The 18453-nt window shown below is 66.5% G+C and carries 18 protein-coding genes; 9 read left to right on the top strand and 9 right to left on the bottom strand.

The window, feature by feature from the left end; all coding sequences use genetic code 11:
- Nucleotides 1–267: 267 nt before the first annotated feature.
- Together AC20117_RS24135 and AC20117_RS13380 are read right to left on the bottom strand one after the other, a co-directional pair.
- The gene (locus AC20117_RS24135; protein ID WP_257790771.1) at nucleotides 268–399 is read right to left on the bottom strand and encodes a hypothetical protein; all 132 of its coding nucleotides are present in this window, start codon (nucleotides 397–399) and stop codon (nucleotides 268–270) included.
- Nucleotides 400–540: 141 nt separating this feature from the next.
- The gene (locus tag AC20117_RS13380) at nucleotides 541–1293 is read right to left on the bottom strand and encodes a sulfite exporter TauE/SafE family protein (RefSeq protein WP_074699311.1); all 753 of its coding nucleotides are present in this window, start codon (nucleotides 1291–1293) and stop codon (nucleotides 541–543) included.
- A 150-nt stretch (nucleotides 1294–1443) separates the two neighbouring features.
- Here AC20117_RS13380 and AC20117_RS13375 point away from each other — a divergent pair, with 150 nt between their 5' ends.
- Nucleotides 1444–2604, top strand: a complete 1161-nt coding sequence (locus AC20117_RS13375) for a glycosyltransferase family 4 protein (protein WP_074699312.1) — start codon at nucleotides 1444–1446, stop codon at nucleotides 2602–2604.
- Nucleotides 2605–2710: 106 nt separating this feature from the next.
- On the opposite strand, the gene AC20117_RS13370 is transcribed toward AC20117_RS13375, so the two are convergent.
- Nucleotides 2711–3538: an aldolase/citrate lyase family protein gene (locus tag AC20117_RS13370; RefSeq protein WP_074699313.1), complete on the bottom strand. Its 828-nt coding sequence runs from the start codon at nucleotides 3536–3538 to the stop codon at nucleotides 2711–2713.
- Nucleotides 3523–4308: a 2-oxo-hept-4-ene-1,7-dioate hydratase gene (gene hpaH, locus AC20117_RS13365; protein WP_074699314.1), complete on the bottom strand. Its 786-nt coding sequence runs from the start codon at nucleotides 4306–4308 to the stop codon at nucleotides 3523–3525. Before hpaH ends, AC20117_RS13370 begins: the two co-directional genes overlap by 16 nt.
- A gap of 356 nt (nucleotides 4309–4664) precedes the next feature.
- On the opposite strand from hpaH, the gene AC20117_RS13360 reads away from it, so the two are divergent.
- From AC20117_RS13360 to AC20117_RS13340, 5 genes are all read left to right on the top strand, one after another.
- Complete coding sequence (locus AC20117_RS13360; protein WP_074699315.1) at nucleotides 4665–6326, top strand: ABC transporter substrate-binding protein; 1662 nt, start codon at nucleotides 4665–4667, stop codon at nucleotides 6324–6326.
- Nucleotides 6327–6465: 139 nt separating this feature from the next.
- Entirely contained in the window at nucleotides 6466–7365 is a 900-nt protein-coding gene (locus tag AC20117_RS13355) for an ABC transporter permease (protein WP_074702912.1), read from the top strand.
- Between the two features lie 131 nt (nucleotides 7366–7496).
- Nucleotides 7497–8309, top strand: coding sequence for an ABC transporter permease (locus AC20117_RS13350; protein WP_074702914.1), 813 nt, complete (start codon nucleotides 7497–7499; stop codon nucleotides 8307–8309).
- Nucleotides 8306–10042 carry a dipeptide ABC transporter ATP-binding protein gene (locus AC20117_RS13345; protein ID WP_074699316.1) on the top strand — a complete coding sequence of 579 codons (1737 nt, stop codon included), beginning with the start codon at nucleotides 8306–8308 and terminating at the stop codon, nucleotides 10040–10042. The genes AC20117_RS13350 and AC20117_RS13345 overlap by 4 nt, the downstream gene beginning before the upstream one ends.
- A 274-nt stretch (nucleotides 10043–10316) precedes the next feature.
- Entirely contained in the window at nucleotides 10317–11735 is a 1419-nt protein-coding gene (locus tag AC20117_RS13340; RefSeq protein ID WP_074702916.1) for a stealth family protein, read from the top strand.
- Nucleotides 11736–11773: 38 nt separating this feature from the next.
- On the opposite strand, the gene AC20117_RS13335 is transcribed toward AC20117_RS13340, so the two are convergent.
- Together AC20117_RS13335 and AC20117_RS13330 are read right to left on the bottom strand one after the other, a co-directional pair.
- Nucleotides 11774–12172, bottom strand: coding sequence for a hypothetical protein (locus AC20117_RS13335; protein WP_335644009.1), 399 nt, complete (start codon nucleotides 12170–12172; stop codon nucleotides 11774–11776).
- Between the two features lie 93 nt (nucleotides 12173–12265).
- The gene (locus AC20117_RS13330; RefSeq protein WP_074699317.1) at nucleotides 12266–13171 is read right to left on the bottom strand and encodes a phosphodiesterase; all 906 of its coding nucleotides are present in this window, start codon (nucleotides 13169–13171) and stop codon (nucleotides 12266–12268) included.
- 227 nt (nucleotides 13172–13398) lie between these two features.
- Here AC20117_RS13330 and AC20117_RS13325 point away from each other — a divergent pair, with 227 nt between their 5' ends.
- Entirely contained in the window at nucleotides 13399–13821 is a 423-nt protein-coding gene (locus tag AC20117_RS13325) for a hypothetical protein (RefSeq protein WP_074699318.1), read from the top strand.
- 92 nt (nucleotides 13822–13913) lie between these two features.
- Here AC20117_RS13325 and AC20117_RS13320 read toward each other — a convergent pair whose 3' ends face one another.
- From AC20117_RS13320 to AC20117_RS13310, 3 genes are read right to left on the bottom strand one after another with little or no spacing between them, the layout of a single operon-like run.
- The gene (locus AC20117_RS13320) at nucleotides 13914–15419 is read right to left on the bottom strand and encodes a tripartite tricarboxylate transporter permease (protein WP_074699319.1); all 1506 of its coding nucleotides are present in this window, start codon (nucleotides 15417–15419) and stop codon (nucleotides 13914–13916) included.
- On the bottom strand, nucleotides 15420–16031 hold the full coding sequence (locus AC20117_RS13315; RefSeq protein ID WP_074699320.1) for a tripartite tricarboxylate transporter TctB family protein: 612 nt from the start codon (nucleotides 16029–16031) through the stop codon (nucleotides 15420–15422).
- A complete protein-coding gene (locus AC20117_RS13310) occupies nucleotides 16028–17062 on the bottom strand; it encodes a Bug family tripartite tricarboxylate transporter substrate binding protein (protein ID WP_236777305.1) in 1035 nt (344 codons plus the stop codon). Before AC20117_RS13310 ends, AC20117_RS13315 begins: the two co-directional genes overlap by 4 nt.
- 149 nt (nucleotides 17063–17211) lie before the next feature.
- Here AC20117_RS13310 and AC20117_RS13305 point away from each other — a divergent pair, with 149 nt between their 5' ends.
- Nucleotides 17212–17601, top strand: coding sequence for a universal stress protein (locus AC20117_RS13305; RefSeq protein ID WP_074699321.1), 390 nt, complete (start codon nucleotides 17212–17214; stop codon nucleotides 17599–17601).
- Nucleotides 17602–17638: 37 nt separating this feature from the next.
- Nucleotides 17639–18298 (top strand): GNAT family N-acetyltransferase, encoded by a 660-nt coding sequence (locus AC20117_RS13300; RefSeq protein ID WP_236777304.1) that lies wholly within the window; start codon nucleotides 17639–17641, stop codon nucleotides 18296–18298.
- Nucleotides 18299–18453 lie beyond the last annotated feature (155 nt).

The raw sequence follows: 18453 nt of genomic DNA, 5'->3' as shown, positions 1-18453 counted from the left end.
CAGCCAGCACCAAAATTGAGCGGTGGGGCGGGAATCTGTGAGCTTTCGCCAGTGCCGGAAGGAAAAACGAGTTTTCCCAGAAAAGGTGTTTTGGGCAATCATTTTCGCGGAATTTCCAGATCAGGACTTTTAAATGGAAGCGGGCGGCTGGTTCAAAAAGAACCAGCCGCCCGGAAAGGCGGAATATTCCGGGAAATCAACACGGCAAGAATGCCGCGGACTGCCTCCGGATTTCCGCCAGCCTAGGTTTCTTCATCCAGCCCTAGCTTAGGCGCCCTTGCGGCGCTTGGGAATGAGCTCCTCCTCAGCTGAGGACTTCGAGCGCTTTTCGGCGCGCTTTTCCTTGATAGATTTACCCTGTTTCTTGGTGTTAGACCCCTGCGGGGACTTTCCTGCCATTCCAGCTCCTTTTTCAAGGCGAAATACAACGGTATGAGAGACCATACCTGCTTTAAAATAAAAAGCCAGTGCGGGCACGAAACAGGTGGAAAAGGGGTGCTACGGGAACAACCGCACCGCTTTGACCGTTGAGGCCCAGCTTTAGCCGTTGAGGTCCAGCAGTCCCTTGATCAGCGCAGCGAGGGCGCCCACGAAGGCCATAATGATGACGGCGACCCGCGCGTGGTCGTCCTTGATGTGTCGCAGCAGCTTCTCCCCCGTAAAGATCCCGACCACGATCATGACCCCCAGCGCGGCCCACATCCACCAGTCCAGTTGCGGCAGATGGGACGGGTTGAGCCAGGTCCTGACGCCGACGGTGATCAGGCAGATCACCAGGAAATAGGGCTGCAGCGTGCCGGCGAACTCGCGCTGCGGCCAGCGCGCCAGCACCGCGTAGGCGCTGACGGTGGGGCCGCCCACGCCGGCCAGCGAGTTGGTCAGTCCTGATCCCAGCCCGGCCAGCGCCTTGGGCGGGTTGCCGCGCACCGTCACGGAGGCGCGGTGCAGCATCACGGAGAGGCCGAGGGCGAAGATGACGACGGCGCCGACCGTGACCACCAGCGGCGCGGACGGGACGTTGACCGCAACGAAGGAGCCGCCGATGGTGCCAAGCGTGGCGGGGATGGTCAGCCACCAGAACATGTTCCAGTTGATGTCCGCCCAGACCCGCGGCACGATCAGGCCGCAGGAGACCACCGAGCAGATATTGATCATCATGATCCCCGTGTGTGCGCCGAGCAGCATCACCAGGATGGGCGAAAGCAGCAGCGCGAAGCCCACTCCGGCGATCCGCTGGGCCACCGAGCCGAGGAAAATCGCCACCAGGATTACGGTCAGGAGTCCAAGAGTCACCCGACTACCCTAGCCGCCTCCCGCCGCCTGCCCGGACCGCTTCTCCCGCCACCGGCCCGGACCGGCGCCGTCGTGAGTCTTTTGCAACTGTTCACCGGGGCGAAACCCTGTCCTCGCCGGGAGTCTGCGCCCGGCCGCCACGGTAGAAGCGTGAGGATCGCCATTGTTGCTGAATCGTTCCTGCCGCATATGAACGGCGTCACCCACTCGCTGCTGCAGGTCATCGCGCACCTGCGGCGGCGGGGCGACGACGTGCTGGTCATCGCGCCGACGTCGTCGTGGCTCGATGACGAGGCGCCGGCCGAGGTGGAGGGCTACCCGGTGCACCGGCTGCCGTCCGTCCCGCTGCGCGGCTACGCCAATGTGCGGGTCGCCGCCGGGACGCCGGCGCGGCTGCGGCGGATCTTCGCGGACTTCATGCCCGAGGTGGTGCATGTGGCCTCGCCGTTTGTCCTCGGCTGGCGGGCCGTGCAGGCCGCGCACCAGCTGGGCATCCCCGCCGTGTCCATCTACCAGACCGAGGTTCCGGCCTATGCCGCGCGCTACGGTGCCCCGTGGCTGGAGCAGCTGTTGTGGCAACACGTCGAGAACATCCACGAGCTCTCGACCCTCACGCTCGCGCCGTCCAGTTTCGCCGTGGACCAGCTGCACAGCCACGGCGTGCGCCGGGTGCATTTGTGGCGGCGCGGCGTGGACACCTCGCGTTTCCACCCGCAAAAGTACGACGCCGGGTGGCGGGCATCGGTGGCGCCCAACGGCGAGCGGATCATCGGCTTTGTGGGCCGGCTGGCCGCGGAGAAGCAGGTGGAGGATCTGGCCGTGCTCGCCGACCTGCCCGGCACGCGGCTGGTCATTGTGGGGTCCGGGCCGCTGAAGGACTCGCTGCGCGCCAAGCTGCCCGGCGCATATTTCGCCGGCTTTCAGGGCGGCGAGGACCTGGCGCGGATGGTGGCGAGCTTCGACCTGTTTGTCCACCCGGGCGAATCCGAAACGTTCTGCCAGACCATCCAGGAAGCGCAGGCCTCCGGGGTGCCGGTGGTGGCGGTGGGACGGGGCGGTCCGCTGGATCTGGTGGACCAGTCACGGACCGGCTGGATCTACACGCCCGGCCGGCTGGATGACTTGCGGTCCCGGGTACAGGACCTGATCGGCGACGACATTAAGCGCCGGGCCTTTGGCCAGGCGGCCTTCGAGTCGGTCCAGGGCCGGACCTGGCCGGTGCTGTGCGAGCAGCTGGTCGGCTACTACGCCAAGGCGATCTCGGTGAAGCGGCGCGCGCTGAACGTCCAGGCCCGCGAGTACCTCCGCTGAGCAAGCGCTGCCAGACCAGGCCGCCTGGGCGCCCCGGCAGATCCAGAGTGCAGCTGGCGCCCCTTTCCACCGTTCAAAAGGGCACCAGCTGCTCAGTCGGCGGAAATCAGTAGCTGGCGCGGGGCGCTTGGGCCTCTGCTCCGACTCCGGCCTCTTCGGGAATGTACTTGGCGGCGAGCGCCTCGGTCCCCCGGGCCAGCAGGGCCACGTCCGCGCCGACGTTGACGAAGTCCGCCCCGGCGTCGATGTAGCGGCGCGCCGAGGCTTCGACGAACGCGTTGACTCCGACGAACTTGCCGGCGGCCTTCACGTCCTCGATGGTCTTGACCACCGCGGCCACCACGTCCGGATGCTCCTGTTGTCCCAGCACGCCCATGGAGGCGGCCAGGTCCGAGGGGCCGATGAAGATGCCGTCGATCCCGTCCACCGCGGCGATTTCCGCGGCGTTCTGGACCGCCTCGGCAGCCTCGACCTGGACAACCAGGGTGACCAGGTCCTCGGCGCGGTTGAGGTAGTCGGGGATGCGGTTCCAGCGTGCCGAACGGGCCAGCGCCGAACCCACCCCGCGGATGCCGCGCGGCGGGTAGTGCATGGCCGCCACCGCGGCCCGGGCCTGCTCCGCGTTGTTCACCATCGGCACGATCAGCGACTGCGCACCAATGTCCAGGAACTGCTTGATCAGCACCGGATCGTTGAAGGGCACGCGGACCACGGGGAGGGCCGGGTAGCCGGCGATGGCGCGCAACTGGGCCAGGACTGTCTCCAGCCCGTTGGGTCCGTGTTCGGCGTCGATCAGCAGGTAGTCGATCCCGGAGCCGGCGCAGATTTCGGCGATGCCCGCGTCGCCGGAGCACACGAACATGCCCGCGATGGTGCGGTCGGCGTCGTTGACGAGGTCCTTGAAGGACGGCGCTGCTTCTACTCGAATCGGCATGTGATGGATCCCAGCTGTCCGTAGTCGGCGTGCACGGTGTCGCCCTCGTAGACCCACATCGGGCGGGTGAAGGAGCCGGCGAGGATGGTTTCCCCGGCCTTGAGGTGGTCGCCGTGCGGGGCGATCTTGTTGGCCAGCCAGTACACGCCGGCGGCCGGGTGGTTCAGCACGCCCGCGGCGACGCCGGTCTCCTCCACGGTCTGGTTCTTGTACAGGATCGCGGCGATCCAGCGCAGGTCCACGTCCTGCGGGCGGACCGGGTTGCCACCGATTACCATCGCGCCCATGGCGGCGTTGTCGGAGATGGTGTCCACGATGGTGCGGCCTTCCATCTCGATCCGCGAGTCCAGGATCTCCAGCGCGGGAACCACGTATTCGGTGGCGTTCAGGACGTCGAAGATGGAGGCGTTGGGGCCCTTCACATCGCGGTTCAGCACGAAGGCGAGCTCCACCTCGACGCGCGGGTGGGTGTACTGGTCCCACTTCACGGTGCAGCCGTTTTCGAGGATCATGTCGTCGAAGATGATGCCGTAGTCCGGTTCGGTAATGCCGGTGGCGGCCTGCATCGCCTTGGAGGTCAGACCGATCTTGCGCCCGGCGAGCTTGCGGCCGTTGGCTTCGCTGCGCTCCCGCCAGAGATTCTGCACCGCGTAGGAGTCTTCCACGGTCATCTCCGGGTAGCGGGCCGTCAGCCGCGGCACCGGGGTACGGGTGCGCCCGGCCTCCACCAGCTCATCGGCAATCTTCTCAATGGTCGTCTGATCAAGCACGCGACAGGCTCCAGTCCAAGGTCATCAACTGCGGACAGCCGGACGGAACCCCCGTCCGGTCTGGTGGTCCTGCCCTTCGGCGTCGGTGCCGGGCGGCCACAGCACCATAGTACGTTTCCCCGCGCCGCCATGAGACTTCCATTACAGCCTGCGCGCAGCCGGAGCGGTTGCCCACCCGCTCGCCGCAAGTGCCCGCAATCCCGCGGAGAGGTTGCTCACAGTGTGCGGCGCGTCATGGGTCGGTTTGCGCTGCTGACCTACCCTTAATGGGTACAAACCTGCGGCCGGCGCCCCGTCCGGCCGCGTTCTACCGCAGCAGGCTACCGCCGGGCGGGATCCACTTGAGGAAGTATCCTATGTCGTTTGCCTTCCGCACCCCGCGCCGTGCTGCCGTTGCAGCGGCAGGCGCCGCGGCCGCCGTCGTACTTTTGGCCGGTTGCAGCGCCGGCGGCACCGGTTCCGAAGAGAACGCGGGCGAGCCGGTCAGCGGCGGGAACCTGGTTTACGCCACGGGCGACGCCGAACCGACCTGCCTGGACCCGCATGTGGGCGGCAATTACCCGCAGGCGCTGGCGGCGAGCCAGTACCTGGAACCGCTGGTTTCCAAGAACGACGACGGCGAAATCATCCCGTGGCTTGCCAGCGAGTGGCAGGAGAGCGAAGACGGCCTGAGCTGGACCTTCACGCTGCGCGAGGGCGTACAGTTCACCGACGGCACGCCGCTCAACGCCGAGGCGGTGAAGGCCAACATCGAGCACGTCCAGGACCCGGAAACCGCTTCCTCCACCGGCTACCTGGCGCTGCAGAAGATCGAGAGCGTCGAGGTCATCGACGAGCTCACCCTCAAGCTGAACCTCAAGGCTGCGGACAGCGCGCTGCTGGAATCCTTCAGCATGCCGTGGGTCGCCATCCAGTCCCCCACGGCGCTGGAGCGCAGCCAGGAAGAGAACTGCGCCGCACCGGTCGGCACCGGTCCGTTCATTGTGGAGAAATGGGTCAAGCAGGACTCGATCACCATGGTCCGCAACGAGAACTACAACTCCCCGCCGGCCGATGCCGCCCATGAGGGCCCGGCGTACTTGGAGTCCATCACCTGGAAGTTCATTCCGGAATCCGCCACCCGCTATGCCGCGCTGCAGGCCGGCGAGGTGCACGTGATCGACAACGCGCAGCCGGACAGCATCGCCGCCGCCGAGAACAACGACGTCATCAAGCACCTGGACGCGCCCCGGCCCGGCGCCTCCAACCGGCTGGAGCTGAACACCAGCAAGGCACCCTTCAACGATCCGTTGGTGCGCGAGGCATTCGTGCGGGCCGTGAACGTGAACGACGGCGTTTCCTCCTTGTTCTTCGGGACCGCCGAACGCTCGTACTCGCCGCTCTCCAGCGTCGAGCCGCTGGGCTACTCGGACGAGTCCCTGTTCGGCTACGACCCGGCCGAAGCCAACCGGCTGCTCGACGAGGCCGGCTGGACCGAGCGGGACACCGAGGGCTACCGGGTGAAGGACGGCGAGCGGCTGAGCCTGGAGTTCCCGGTCAGCACCAACCAGTCCATTCCGGCCGAGCAGTCCCTGTTCGAGCAACTGCAGGCCACGGCCAAGGAAGCCGGTTTCGAGATCAAGCTGAACCTGCTGGATCTGTCCAGCTGGTACGGCGCATTGGCCGAGAACGACTACAACCTGGTCAGCGCCCCGTACACGAAGGTGGGCCCGGACGTGCTGCGGATCCTGTTCCACTCGGACAGCACCGTCCCGGCACCCAGCGGCTATTTCGCCAACCTGTCCCAGGTGAAGCTCGACGAGCTGGACGAGCTCCTGACCAAGGGCAGTGAGACCTCCGACCCGGCCGAGCGTGCGGCGCTGTACGAAGAGGCGCAGAAGATTGTGCTGGAGGGCTACTACATCCTGCCGCTGTACGACCAGCAGAACCATTTCCTGTACCGTTCGGAAGTCTCCGGGCTGCGGGCGCTGCCCACCGTGTCCACGCCGACGTTCTACGATGCCTGGCTCAACTCCTGAGCAACCGGCTCCCGGCCGGCCGACTGCGCGTAATGGCGTGCGAGGGCCGGCGGTGAGTGACGGCGACCGGGGGCCGGCGCGGACGCTGGCTGACGGCGTCCGCCTTCCAACAACCGTCCGCTGGCTGCTGGCCAAGGTTATGGGCGCGGTGTTCGTGCTCTGGGCCGTGGCCACACTGATCTTTTTCGGGATCCGGCTGATCCCCGGCGACCCGGCCGAAGCCATTCTGGGCGGGCCGGGATCGCAGGCGTCGCCCGAGGCGCTGGAGCAGGTCCGGCGGGACTACGGGCTGGACCAGCCGCTGCTGGTCCAGTACTTCACCCAGCTGGGACGCCTGCTGCAGGGCGATCTGGGTGACTCCTACTCGCTGCGGATGCCGGTGGCCGAACTGCTCGGCAACCAGTTGCCCGGCACCCTTCTGCTGTCCGCCCTGGCCCTGCTGGTCGCCTGGCTGCTGGCCCTCGGGCTGGCCGGCTGGTCCACGCTGAACGGCAAGGCGGCCGCCGTCGTTGCTTCGGGGCTGGAAATTGCCGCTGCGGCGGTGCCGCACTTCTGGCTGGCCAGCATCCTGATCCTGCTGTTCAGCAACACGCTCGGCTGGCTGCCGCCGGTCAGCACCAACTCCGCCGACGGGCTGGTGCTGCCCGTGCTGGCGCTGGCGCTGCCGCTGGCCGGGTTCCTGGGCCAGGTGATGCGCGAATCGATGCTCAACGCCATGACCTCGCCCTTCGCCCTGTCCGCCCGGGCCCGCGGGGAAGGCGAAACCGGCGTGTTGTTCCGCCACGCCCTGCGCCATGCCGCGCTGCCCGGCATCGCGCTGTCCGGCTGGGCCTTCGGCAGCCTGCTCAGCGGCGCCGTCGTCGTGGAGTCCATCTTTGCCCGGCCGGGGCTGGGCCGGACCCTGCTCAACGCGGTAACGCTGCGCGACATCCCGCTGGTTACCGGCGTCGCCCTGGTCTCGGCGCTGGCCTACGTGGTGGTCATGGCCGCCAGCGACGTGGCCGAACGCGCCGCCGATCCACGGTTGCGGGCCGCGTGAGCATCTTCTCGAGCAAGCGCAACCATCAGGACCCGGTCCTCGCCGGCACCCCGGGTGCGGCCGGAACCCCTGACGTCACAGAGACTCCCGGCACGCCGGGCGCCCCGGGAACCCTCGGCGCCACGCGCGGCCTGCCCAGGGTGTCCGGTTTGCGCGCCGTCGAACTCGGCGCCGCCGCCGTCGCGCTGTTCCTGGTGCTGGCCGCCTGCTTCCCCACGCTGCTGGCCCCGTTCGACCCGCTGGCCATCAACCCGGCCGACTCCTTCCAGGGCCCGTCCGCGAAGCACTGGTTCGGCACCGACGAGTCCGGCCGCGACATCTACTCCCGGGTGATCCACGGCGCCCGCCCCTCCCTGCTGATCGGCGCCGCCGCCACCGCCATCGGCCTCGGACTGGCGCTGGTGCTCGGCACGCTGGCCGGGCTCGGCGGCCGCTGGCTCGACTTCGGCGTGGGCCGGATCCTCGAAGTGCTGTTCGCGCTGCCGGGCCTGCTGCTGGCGCTGGTGTTCATCGCGCTGGCCGGCCCGGGCATCACCACGTCGGTGGTCGCCGTCGGGCTCTCCACGGCGCCGGGCTACGCGCGCATCATCCGCGGCCAAATCAGCAAGGTGAGGTCGTCCGCGATGGTCGCGGCCGCCGTCGTACTGGGCCGCCGGCCGGCGCAGGTGCTCTTCCGCCATATCCTGCCCAACGCCCTCTCCCCCGTGTTTGTGCTCGGCACCCTCGGGCTGGGGCAGGCTGTGGTGTGGGCGTCCTCGCTGAGCTTCCTCGGCCTCGGGGCACCGCCGCCGGCCGCCGAGTGGGGCGCGATGCTGGCGGCCGGACGGACGTACCTGGGCACGGCGTGGTGGATGACGTTCTTCCCCGGCGTCGCGATTGTGCTGACGGCGGCATCCTCGACCGTGCTGGGGCGCGCCCTGCAGCGAAGGGTGGCCGGCCGGTGAATTCCAAGAACGACGCCGTGCTGCGGGTTGAGAACCTGAACGTCGGCTTTGGTGCCGTCCCGGCAGTGCGCGGGGTGTCCCTGTCCATCGACCGTGGGCAGTGCCTGGCGCTGGTGGGCGAATCCGGTTCCGGCAAGTCGGTGACCGCTCGCTCCTTGATCGGCCTCGCCGGGGAGACTGCAGAGGTTTCGGCGGAGCGGATGGAACTAGGCGGCGAGTCCCTGACCGGGCTGGGCCGGCGCGGCTGGCGGGAGCTGCGCGGCGGCAAGGTGGGCTTTGTGCTGCAGGATGCACTGGTCTCGCTGGATCCGCTGCGGACCGTCGGGCGCGAGATCGAGGATTCGCTCCGGCTGCGCACCCGCCTGACCCGGGCCGAACGCAGCCGGCGGGTGCTGAAGCTGCTGGCCGATGTGGGCATGGACGACCCGCAGCTGCGGGCAGGCCAGCGCTCCGGCGAACTCTCCGGCGGGCTGCGCCAGCGGGCCCTGATCGCTTCCGCCATTGCCCTGGATCCGGCGCTGCTCATCGCCGACGAGCCCACCACGGCGCTCGATGCCACGGTGCAGGCGCAGATTCTGGACCTGCTGGCCTCGCTGCGGGAGCGGGGAACGGCGATGCTGCTGATCAGCCACGATCTGGCGGTGGTCGGCTCCGTGGCGGACCACGTGGCGGTGATGACCGAGGGCAGGATCGTGGAACAGGGCCCCGTGGCGCAGGTCCTGGGTTCGCCGCAGCACGACTACACCAAGAAGCTGCTGCGCGCGGTGCCCTCCGGCCATGCCCGCGGCGCCCGCTTGTCCGGACCGTCGATTGTGGCCGGCCCGTCGGCTGTGGCCGACACTTCGACTGTGGCCGACACTTCGACTGTGGCCGGTCCGTCGGGCCTGTCGATCTCGTCCAGCCCGAAGGCACCGAAACCGACAGCTGCGGACCGCGATCTCGCTCAGCCCGACGCCGGCGCACCCGTCCTGCAGGCCACCGATCTGGCCAAGCGGTTCCGCAACCCGGACAAGACCAGCTTCACCGCCGTCGATAATGTTTCCTTCGAACTGGCCGCCGGGGAAACGCTCGGGCTGGTGGGCGAATCCGGCTCCGGCAAAACCACCATCGCCCGCATCGCGCTCGGGCTCACCGCACCCGACGCCGGCGAGGTCCGGCTGTTCGGCGAGCCCTGGAGCGCTCTTCCCGAGAAGGAGCGCCGCGGCAGGCGGCCGTTGATCGGCACCGTGTACCAGGATCCGCTCAGCTCGTTCGACCCGCGGCTGACCGTCGGCCAGACCCTGGCGGATGCGGCCACCGGCGGACGGACGCTGAATCCCCGGAGCGCCGACGAGCAGGTCGAGGATCTGTTGGAAATGGTCGGGCTGCCCGCCGACTTCGCCCGCCGCGGCCCGCGCACGCTTTCGGGCGGACAGCGCCAGCGCGTCGCCATCGCCCGCGCCCTGGCGCCGCGGCCCCGGATCCTGATCTGCGACGAACCCGCCTCGGCACTGGACGTCTCGATCCAGGCCCAGATCCTGGACCTGCTCGATGACCTGCAGCACGAACTGGGGCTGAGCTACCTGTTCATCTCGCACGACCTGGGCGTGGTGCGGCACATGAGCGACCGCGTTGCCGTCCTGCGTCGCGGGCGGATCGTCGAACAAGGCCCGGCCGAGCAGCTCTTCGCCGCGCCGCAGCATCCCTACACACGGCAGCTCCTCGCGTCCTCCCCGGCCCTCGAGGCACGCTGAATCCACAGCCGCCTCCCCGCGCGGGAAAGCAGGCTTACCATGGAGGAGATACGACACGTCCAAAAACTTGAAGGAGACTTCCATTACCGAATCGCTTGCCCCCAGTGACATTTCGGATGCCTACTTTGGTGCCCCCGAACCGGAGGAAAGCCAGCGCGACGTCGTTGAGGTGACCTCTCCTGCCGCCGTCGCACGCTTGAGCGACCGCGAGGATGTCGTCAAGGTCAAGCAGCGCTACGCCCTCATTAACAGGGACCGCACGCAGCATGAGGCGATGGTGGAGGACCTGCTGTTCATCCGCGGCGTGCTCGACGATGCAGGCATCGGGTACCTGCTGGTCCGCGGCAATGACGCGCGCCCGGTGATTGCCATCAACTGGGATGACCGCAAGGAACTTCAGGACGCGCTGGCCGAGGCCTGCCGCGACGAACCGTTCTACTCCATGACCGTGGACGCCAAGAAAAAGCGCGCGCTGCTGGTCGGCGACGGCCGGCTCGCCGAGGGCAACCAGGCCCGCATCTTCCGGCTCTACCGTCCCCGCATCGAGCCGAACGGCGGGCTGGTCTACGGCCAGTCGGCCGGCGTGCAGGTGGAACTGTGGATGTGGCAGGACGAGAAGCTGATCCTGCCGATTGAAAACTCGCTGACCCGGCGTTCCCTCCCTGCCGCCGAAGCCGTCCGCGGCACCGTGCGGCGGTATGGACTGGACTGGCCCACCATCGAGAACATGTTCGCGGACCACGCCACGGACATCGACTTCGAGATCGATATCGTCTTCTCCTGGGTGGACGGGAACGATCCGGCCTACCAGGCCGCCCGCCGCAAGCGGATGGAAGGGGTCATCCTCGGCGAGGGCGACGATGCCGATGCCCGCTTCCGCCAGATCAACGAACTCAAGTACGCGCTGCGCTCCGTGTACATGTTCGCCCCGTGGATCCGCAACATCTACATCGCCACCGACTCCCCAGTGCCGGAGTGGCTCAACGCCGAGCATCCGGCCATCAACATCGTGCGCAGCGAGGAGCACTTCAAGGACCCCTCGGTGCTGCCTACGCACAACTCGCAGGCGGTGGAGGCGCAGCTGCAGCACATCGATGGCCTGAGCGAGCACTTCCTGTACTCCAACGACGACATGTTCTTCGGCCGCGCAGTGGGTCCGCATGTGTTCTTCTCCCCCGGCGGCATCACGAAGTTCATCGAGGCCTCCACCCGGATCGGGCTGGGCGACAACCATCTGGACCGCTCAGGCTTCGAGAACGCCGCCCGCGTGAACCGCAAGCTGCTCTACGAGCGCTTCGGCCGCATCACCACCCGGCACCTGGAGCACTGCGCCGCGCCCCTGCGCAAGAGCGTGCTGCTGGAAATGGAGAAGGAGTTCGCGGCCGAGTTCCAGGCCACCGCGGCGAGCCGTTTCCGCGCCAAGGACAACATCTCGGTCACCAACTCGCTGTACCACTACTACGCGCTGCTGACCGGGCGCGCCGTCACGCAGACCGAGGCCAAGGTCAAGTACATCGACACCACCATGTACTCGGGGCTGAAATCGCTGGCTAAGCTGCTGAAGAAGCGCAACCATGACTTCTTCTGCCTCAATGACGGCAGCTTCCCGGAAGTTCCCGCCCTGGAGCGGCAGGAAGTCGTGACGGACTTCCTCGAAAAGTACTTCCCCATCCCGGCGCCCTGGGAAAAGTAGGAAAATAACGACGGCGGGTACCCGCCCGCCGTCGTTGGTTACCGGCGGAAGGCCTTGACCACCCGCGCCATCGCATGGCCAGCTGCCCAAACCACCGGGACAGTGCAAACCAGCAGTGCCAGCGGGTTGGGCCGGAACGAGGCTTTGCCTTGGCTGTCCGGCGCCAGCACGCCGACCGGCAGCACCATTCCGCCGCCGCCACCGCCGCCTTCGCCGGTCTCCGATTCGCCGCCGCCGAAGCCGAACTGGACCAGCGCCACCGGAACCACCTGCTCGGACCCCACCTGGACCGAATCGCCGTACGCCCGGCGCACGCCGAAGGACGTGACCTTGTCCGCGATCGAGACGATGACATTGGTCCGCTTGGCAGGTTCCGCCGCTGGAGCAGCGCCGGCCGAGGCGGAGTTGGTGGAAGTTGGGGAAGAATCAGGCATCATGCCCCAAGCCTATTCAGCCCCGGTACCGCTGGCTACAAACGGCCGCGCACCTCATCGAAGCCAAAGCCGCAAAGGTGAGGGCCGGCGTCGTTGTCAGACTCCGGCGAGCTGGCGGCTGCTTTCCGGAATCCGGATGCCGGCCGCGTCCAGCCGGCGCTGGGTTTCCTCCGGGGACACGTATTCGCCCACGGTGGCGTAGTCGCCGATCGGCACCACCGAGTGGACGATCGTCTCGTCGTACACGTGGACCAGGTTGTAGGCCTGCGCGCCGTCGCGGCCGCGGGTTCCGCCCACGGGAACGTTGAGGTCCTGGGTGTAGCAGGTCGCCGACGCCACCGACACCGGGATGCCCGCGAACATGGCTGTGGTGGAATAGTGCAGGTGCCCGGCCAGGATGGTCCGCACGTCCGTGTCTTCCAGTGCCGCGGCTAGCCGGCTCTGGTCCCGCAGTTCCACCAGCACGGACAGATCCTGCACGGAAGGCACCGGCGGGTGGTGCAGCGCGAGAATGGTGCCGTGCGGCGCGGACACCGCCAGCTCCCCCATCAGCCAGTCCAACTGGTTCTCGCTGAGCTCGCCGTGGTGGAACCCGGGCACGGTGGAATCCAGCGTGATCACGCGGAGGCCATCGACGTCGTATGCCTTATCCAGCGGGGACATGTCCGCCGGCTGATCCAGCAGACCCGCGCGCAGATTGGCGCGGTCGTCATGGTTCCCCATGGCCCAGATGACCTGCGCGTCCAACCGCTCCGCGGCCGGCTCGACGATGGCGCGGAGCTTGGTGTACGCCTCCGGCTCGCCCTTGTCCGCCAGATCCCCGGTGAACACGATGGCCTGCGGACGCGCACCGGAGGCCTCGAGTTCGGTGAAAATCTGCTGGAGCCGGGCCTCGCTGTCCACCTGTCCGTACAGGGGATTCGGACCGCCCACCAAATGGGTGTCGCTCATGTGCAGTATGAAATGGTGAGGCCGTGGATGCTCGGCCTGGATGTAATCCATCACTAACCTTCTGCTGTTTCGGAACCGGGATACCCGTTTCCTATTACATTCCATCCAAGCAGACGAGGCTCAAACCGCAAGTTAACGCACGGGGGAATTTCGGTTTGTTTCGCTTAACTGAGTCTCAGCGGCCCATGCATTAGCAACGGAAAACAGTACCACTGGCAGGAGCAGCCCGCCGGAAGTACGCTCGAAGAGACCGAGCCTGACAACCGGAAGGACCTGACATGAAGCTCAGCCACATTCCCCTGCGCCTGACCACCGGCGGATTTATCCTCAATTCCGGCATAGGCAAGATGAACCTGGACAAGGACAGCGCCGCGTACCTGCAGGGCATGGCCGGCAACATCCTGCCCCAGGTGAAGGACATGGAGCCCGAGCAGTTCGGCAAGTACGTCAGCTACGGCGAGCTCGCCCTCGGCGGCGCGCTGCTGGCTCCGTTCATCCCCAGCCGGCTGGTGGGCCTGGGCCTCGCCGCGTTCTCCGGCACGCTGATCGGAATGTACCTCAAAACCCCGGGCATGACGCAGGACGACAACATCCGCCCCACGACCGAGGGAACAGGCCTGGCCAAGGACATCTGGATGTTCGGCATCGCGCTGGCGCTGATCCTGGACTCCAAGGGCAAGCAGAAGGCGCTGAAGGTTTAGCCGGCCACCGTCTTTAAAGCCGACAACGACGCCGGCGCCTTACCTTTTGAAGATGAGGCGCCGCCGTCGTCTGCTGCTGGGTAGGTAGTTTGTTACACGTCGGCCTTGGCACGCGCACGGATCCGGCTGAATGCCGTGATCATCAGGGCGACGGCGAGCAGGATGTACAGCGTGATGGTGATCGGGCTGTCCACGAAAACGGCGTAGTCCCCGTTCGAGGACAACAGGGCCGAGCGCATGGACGTTTCGGCCAGCGGGCCCAGCACAATGCCGATCATGATCGGCGCCAGCGGAATGCCGTAGCGGCGCATCAGGAAGCCCAGCACCCCGATGCCGAGCACCATCAGCAGGTCGAACACGGACGCCGACGTCGCGTAGACGCCCAGTCCGCAGAAGACCGAGATGCCGGCGTACAGGTACTGCTTGGGGATCAGCAGCAGCTTTGCCCAGAACCGGGCGAAGGGCAGGTTCAGGATCAGCAGCACGAGCAGGCCGAGGAAGAAGCTGGCCAGCAGCGCCCAGACCAGATCCGGTGCGCGGTCAAAGAGCAGCGGGCCCGGCTGCAGCCCGTACTGCTGGAAGGCCGCCAGCATGATCGCCGCGGTGGCCGAGACCGGCAGGCCCAGCGCCAGCAGCGCACCCATCGCGGTACCCGTGGTCGCGTTGCCGGCCGCTTCCGGGGCGGCCAGTCCGCGGATGGCGCCCTTGCCGAACATCGGCTTCCTGCGGCGGCGGTCCAGCGAACGCTCGGCCCCGTAAGCCAGGAAGGTGGGCACTTCCGCGCCGCCCACGGGAATGACGCCGAAGGGCACGCCGATCGCCGTGCCGCGCAGCCAGGCCGGCAGTGCCTCGCGGAATTCGGCCTTGGAGAGGTACGGCCGGCCCGAGGAGGGCGTGGCCACGGCGGCCGGATCGCGCCGGATCCGCGAGGCCACGTGGAACACCTCGCCGAGGGCAAGGATGCCCACGGTGACGGTGATGATGTTGACACCGTCGAAAAGTTCCGGCACCCCGAAGCTGAAGCGCTCGGCGCCTGAGATGCTGTCGATGCCGAGCACGGCAATGCCCAGGCCGAAGACCAGCGAAACCAGTCCCTTGATCACCGAGTCCGAGACAACCGAGGAGGTGGCCAGGAACGCGAAGACGGCCAGCGCGAAGAACTCCTGCGGGCCGAAGTTGGCGGACAGATCGGCCAGGACGGGGGCGAAGAACACCACCAGGATGCTGGCGATGATGCCGCCGATGAAGGCGCCGATGGCCGCAGTGGCCAGTGCTTGCGGTGCCCTGCCGGCCTTGGCCATCTTGTGGCCCTCGAAGGTACTGGCGATCGACGAGGCTTGTCCCGGTGTGTTCATCAGGATGGCCATGGTGGAATCGCCGAAGAGGCCGCCGAAGTACACCCCGGCGAACATGATGAACGCCCCGATCGGATCCAGCGCGAAGGTCATCGGCAGCAGCAGTGCCACCGCCATGGAGGATCCGAGCCCCGGCAGCACCCCCACGGCGGTGCCCAGGAACGCGCCCACCACTACCCAGAGCAGATTCATCGGCGTCAGCGCCAGGCTGAAGCCTTCCATAAGGTTTGCTAGAGCATCCATTTAGAACACACCTCCCAGGATCCCGGCGGGCAGATTGAGGCCCAGCGCGGCACCGAAGGCGAGCTGGATCAGCGAGGCGACCACCAGCGCCAGGCTGATGTCGAACAGCGGCCGCCGGCTCCCCATCGCCCGGGCCATGCCCCAGAACAGGACAGCTGCGGCGATGATCCAACCGAGCGGTTCCATCAGCAAAGCGAAAAGCAGGAAGCTCCCGATAGCCACCACAACCGAAGACCAATCCGAATACGTTGCGTACTTTCTGGCTGCTGCCTTTTCGGCCGCGGCCCGGACGTCCGGATCCAGATCCTCTTCGAATTCGTAATGCGGGGGCTTGGGCGGGTCCGGGTTCTTGATCGTGAACACGGCCAGGAGCACCGACAGCAGGTAACCGGCCGCAACGATCAGTACGGGGAAGAACGTCGGCCCGGGGAAGGCCGCACCCGAAGGGACGTCCATGTCGAATATGCCGACCAGCAGATAGGTGCTGAACGCCGCCAGTACGACGGCGATGACAATCCCGCTGCGTCCGTGCCAGAAGCCGTGGGCGGCCGGCGCGGCATCCGCGGCTGGCGCCGGCGCGCCCGGGTGCGTTTGGTTGTCCGGATCTGTCACAGGTCCAGCCCTTCCAGGATTTCGGCGACTTCTTCTTCCTCCGCGGCGATGAACTCCTCGAATTCTTCGCCGACCATAAAGGTGTTGTCCCATTGGTTCCGGGCCAGGGCGTCTTCCCACTCCGCCGTCTGCGACATCTCGGTGATGATGCTCAGCAACTCCTCGTAGTCCTCGTCGCTGGTCCCCGGGGCGGCGACCATCCCGCGCCAGTTGCTCATCTGCACGTCGTAGCCTTCCTCCAGCAAGGTGGGAACGTCGATGCCTTCCAGCCGCTGCGGCGCCGAGATGGCCAGAGCCTTTACCCTGCCCGCCTCGATCTGGTCCGCGAACTCGTTGTAACCGCTGATGGCTGCCTTGGCGGTATCGGAGAAGACTGTCTGCAGGGCTTCGCCACCACTGGTGTTCGGGATATAAGTGGTCTGCGAGGCATCGATCCCGGCTTCCAGAGCCAACTGCGCCATGACCAGATGGTCAATGGAGCCGATGGACCCGCCGGTGAACGGGAACTCCCGAGGATCCTTCTTCCACTCGGCGATCAGGTCATCGATGGAGTTCATGGGCGAGTCGGCAGGCACCACGATCGCATCGTAATCATCGGCCAGCCGGGCCAAGGGGCGCACGTCGTCCATTCCCACCGGCGAGTCGTTGAGCTGGATGCCACCCAGCATCACGGTGCCCGTGGCCATCAAAGTTGAGGACTCTCCGTGCATGGTGGAAAACTGTCCCAGACCGATGGTGCCGGCCGCGCCGGGCACGTTGACAACCTGGACGCTGTTCACAATGCCGTTGGAGCGCAGAGCCTGCTGCTGCTCGCGTGCGAAAGTGTCCCACCCGCCACCGGCCCCGGCAGGGGCAATAAGCGTCAGCTTGCTGCGCAGCTCCGCATCGGCTGCACTGCGGGACGAGGTGAAGACTGCTCCTCCAACGACAAGGGCGGCGACCACGCCGTAGATAGCCAGACCGACGGTCCGCTTCCTGGAACGGCCCCTTGCGGCCATGGAGTCGCAGGGTTGGGGCTGCGGGGATGCCATGATTCCCGACCTTCCTTAGAATTGCTGAAAGTGGCGCATTCACCAGGCGAACGTAGATGCGTGGGAAGAACCGATCCAACGTAGGCTATTTCACGCGGCCAGAGTGACCTAAACCCGTCACAACTGGCGAACAGCGAAAGGTAACACTTATGACCATTCTCGTTGGTCGGTCCCGGTCCCGGGAAGGAACGGCCGCCTTTACCGCCGCCGTTGCGGAAGCGAGACTCCGCGGCCAGGACCTTGTGGTTTTTGATCTGGATCGGACGGTCCACGACGAAGAAGTTGTCAGCGGGAGCCAGTTGGACTTCCCTACCGAGGTTGAGGGTGTTTCAGTCAGCTACCGGCTGCCTAACGAGCGCAGTCGCGATGCCGTTGGGGATCTTCTGGACACGGCCGAGGCAATGGATCCGTCGCTGATCATCATTGGGATCCGCCACCGCAGCTCCGTGGGCAAATTCCTCCTGGGCAGCAGCGCCCAACAGATCCTGCTGCAGGCCAACGCCCCTGTGCTCGCAGTGAAGGCAGAGTACAGCGCGTGATCACAACGGAGGGTCAGCGCCCGTTTAGGATTGTTCCGTGAACAATTCGATCCATCCAGAGGCAGGACTAGCTTCAGCGGCAGCTGCAACCATCCCCGGATCAGCGACTGCCAATCCCGCACCGCCAGCCGACGCTTGGATCCGCCAAGCCACAGTCGACGACGCCGCTGCCCTCGCCGAACTGGCCGCGACGACTTTCCCGCTGGCGTGCCCTCCGGTCATGACCGAGGACGACATCAGCGGCTACATTGCAGAGCATCTTACCGAGGCCCGCTTCAACAGCTATGTTGCTAATGCGGAACGATCGGTGATGGTGGTCGAAGAGCCGGATGCTGATCCAGGCGACTCGTCCAGTACTCGCGTCAGCCGGAGACTGGTGGGCTACAGCATGCTCATCCACACCCCTCCCCTGGATGTCGAAGTCCAGGCGGCTCTGACTTTGCGGCCCACCTCGATGCTGAGCAAGTTCTACATTCGGGCAGACGCCCACGGCAGCGGCCTGTCCCATCAGCTCATGAACGCCACCCTGTCCGCTGCGGCGGAAAACGGCTCGCGCGCGGTGTGGCTCTCCGTCAGCGAGGAAAACGTGCGCGCCCAGAAGTTCTACGCCAAGAACGGCTTCCGGACCGTCGGCGGCATGAACTTCCCTACCGGCCGCTTGGTTTTGCGCGACTATGTGCTGGAACGAGCTGTCTAGAAACCCATACTCAGGCAATTCACAGGTTGCTCCCGGCTAACAATCAAGTACAAGGCCTACTGTGAAGTTACCTCATAAAGGTGCGAGTGATGCGGCGCCGGCCGGTCGGAGTTTTCCCCCAACCTCCAACCAGCCGGCGCCATCTCTTTAACTTC

The organism is Arthrobacter crystallopoietes (assembly GCF_002849715.1).
GTDB lineage: Bacteria > Actinomycetota > Actinomycetes > Actinomycetales > Micrococcaceae > Crystallibacter > Crystallibacter crystallopoietes.
The sequence above is the reverse complement of the archived record's forward strand: the minus strand, read 5'-3'. Positions and strand labels throughout refer to the sequence as shown.

Coding starts and splice junctions, on each gene's coding strand:
- AC20117_RS13370 (WP_074699313.1), bottom strand. CDS start 3,538: ATGCCGATTCGAGTAGAAGCAGCGCCGTCCTTCAAGGACCTCGTCAAC.
- AC20117_RS13335 (WP_335644009.1), bottom strand. CDS start 12,172: ATGATGCCTGATTCTTCCCCAACTTCCACCAACTCCGCCTCGGCCGGC.
- AC20117_RS13330 (WP_074699317.1), bottom strand. CDS start 13,171: ATGGATTACATCCAGGCCGAGCATCCACGGCCTCACCATTTCATACTG.
- AC20117_RS13325 (WP_074699318.1), top strand. CDS start 13,399: ATGAAGCTCAGCCACATTCCCCTGCGCCTGACCACCGGCGGATTTATC.
- AC20117_RS13320 (WP_074699319.1), bottom strand. CDS start 15,419: ATGGATGCTCTAGCAAACCTTATGGAAGGCTTCAGCCTGGCGCTGACG.
- AC20117_RS13360 (WP_074699315.1), top strand. CDS start 4,665: ATGTCGTTTGCCTTCCGCACCCCGCGCCGTGCTGCCGTTGCAGCGGCA.
- AC20117_RS13310 (WP_236777305.1), bottom strand. CDS start 17,062: ATGGCATCCCCGCAGCCCCAACCCTGCGACTCCATGGCCGCAAGGGGC.
- AC20117_RS13305 (WP_074699321.1), top strand. CDS start 17,212: ATGACCATTCTCGTTGGTCGGTCCCGGTCCCGGGAAGGAACGGCCGCC.
- AC20117_RS13340 (WP_074702916.1), top strand. CDS start 10,317: ATGGTGGAGGACCTGCTGTTCATCCGCGGCGTGCTCGACGATGCAGGC.
- AC20117_RS24135 (WP_257790771.1), bottom strand. CDS start 399: ATGGCAGGAAAGTCCCCGCAGGGGTCTAACACCAAGAAACAGGGTAAA.
- AC20117_RS13355 (WP_074702912.1), top strand. CDS start 6,466: ATGGGCGCGGTGTTCGTGCTCTGGGCCGTGGCCACACTGATCTTTTTC.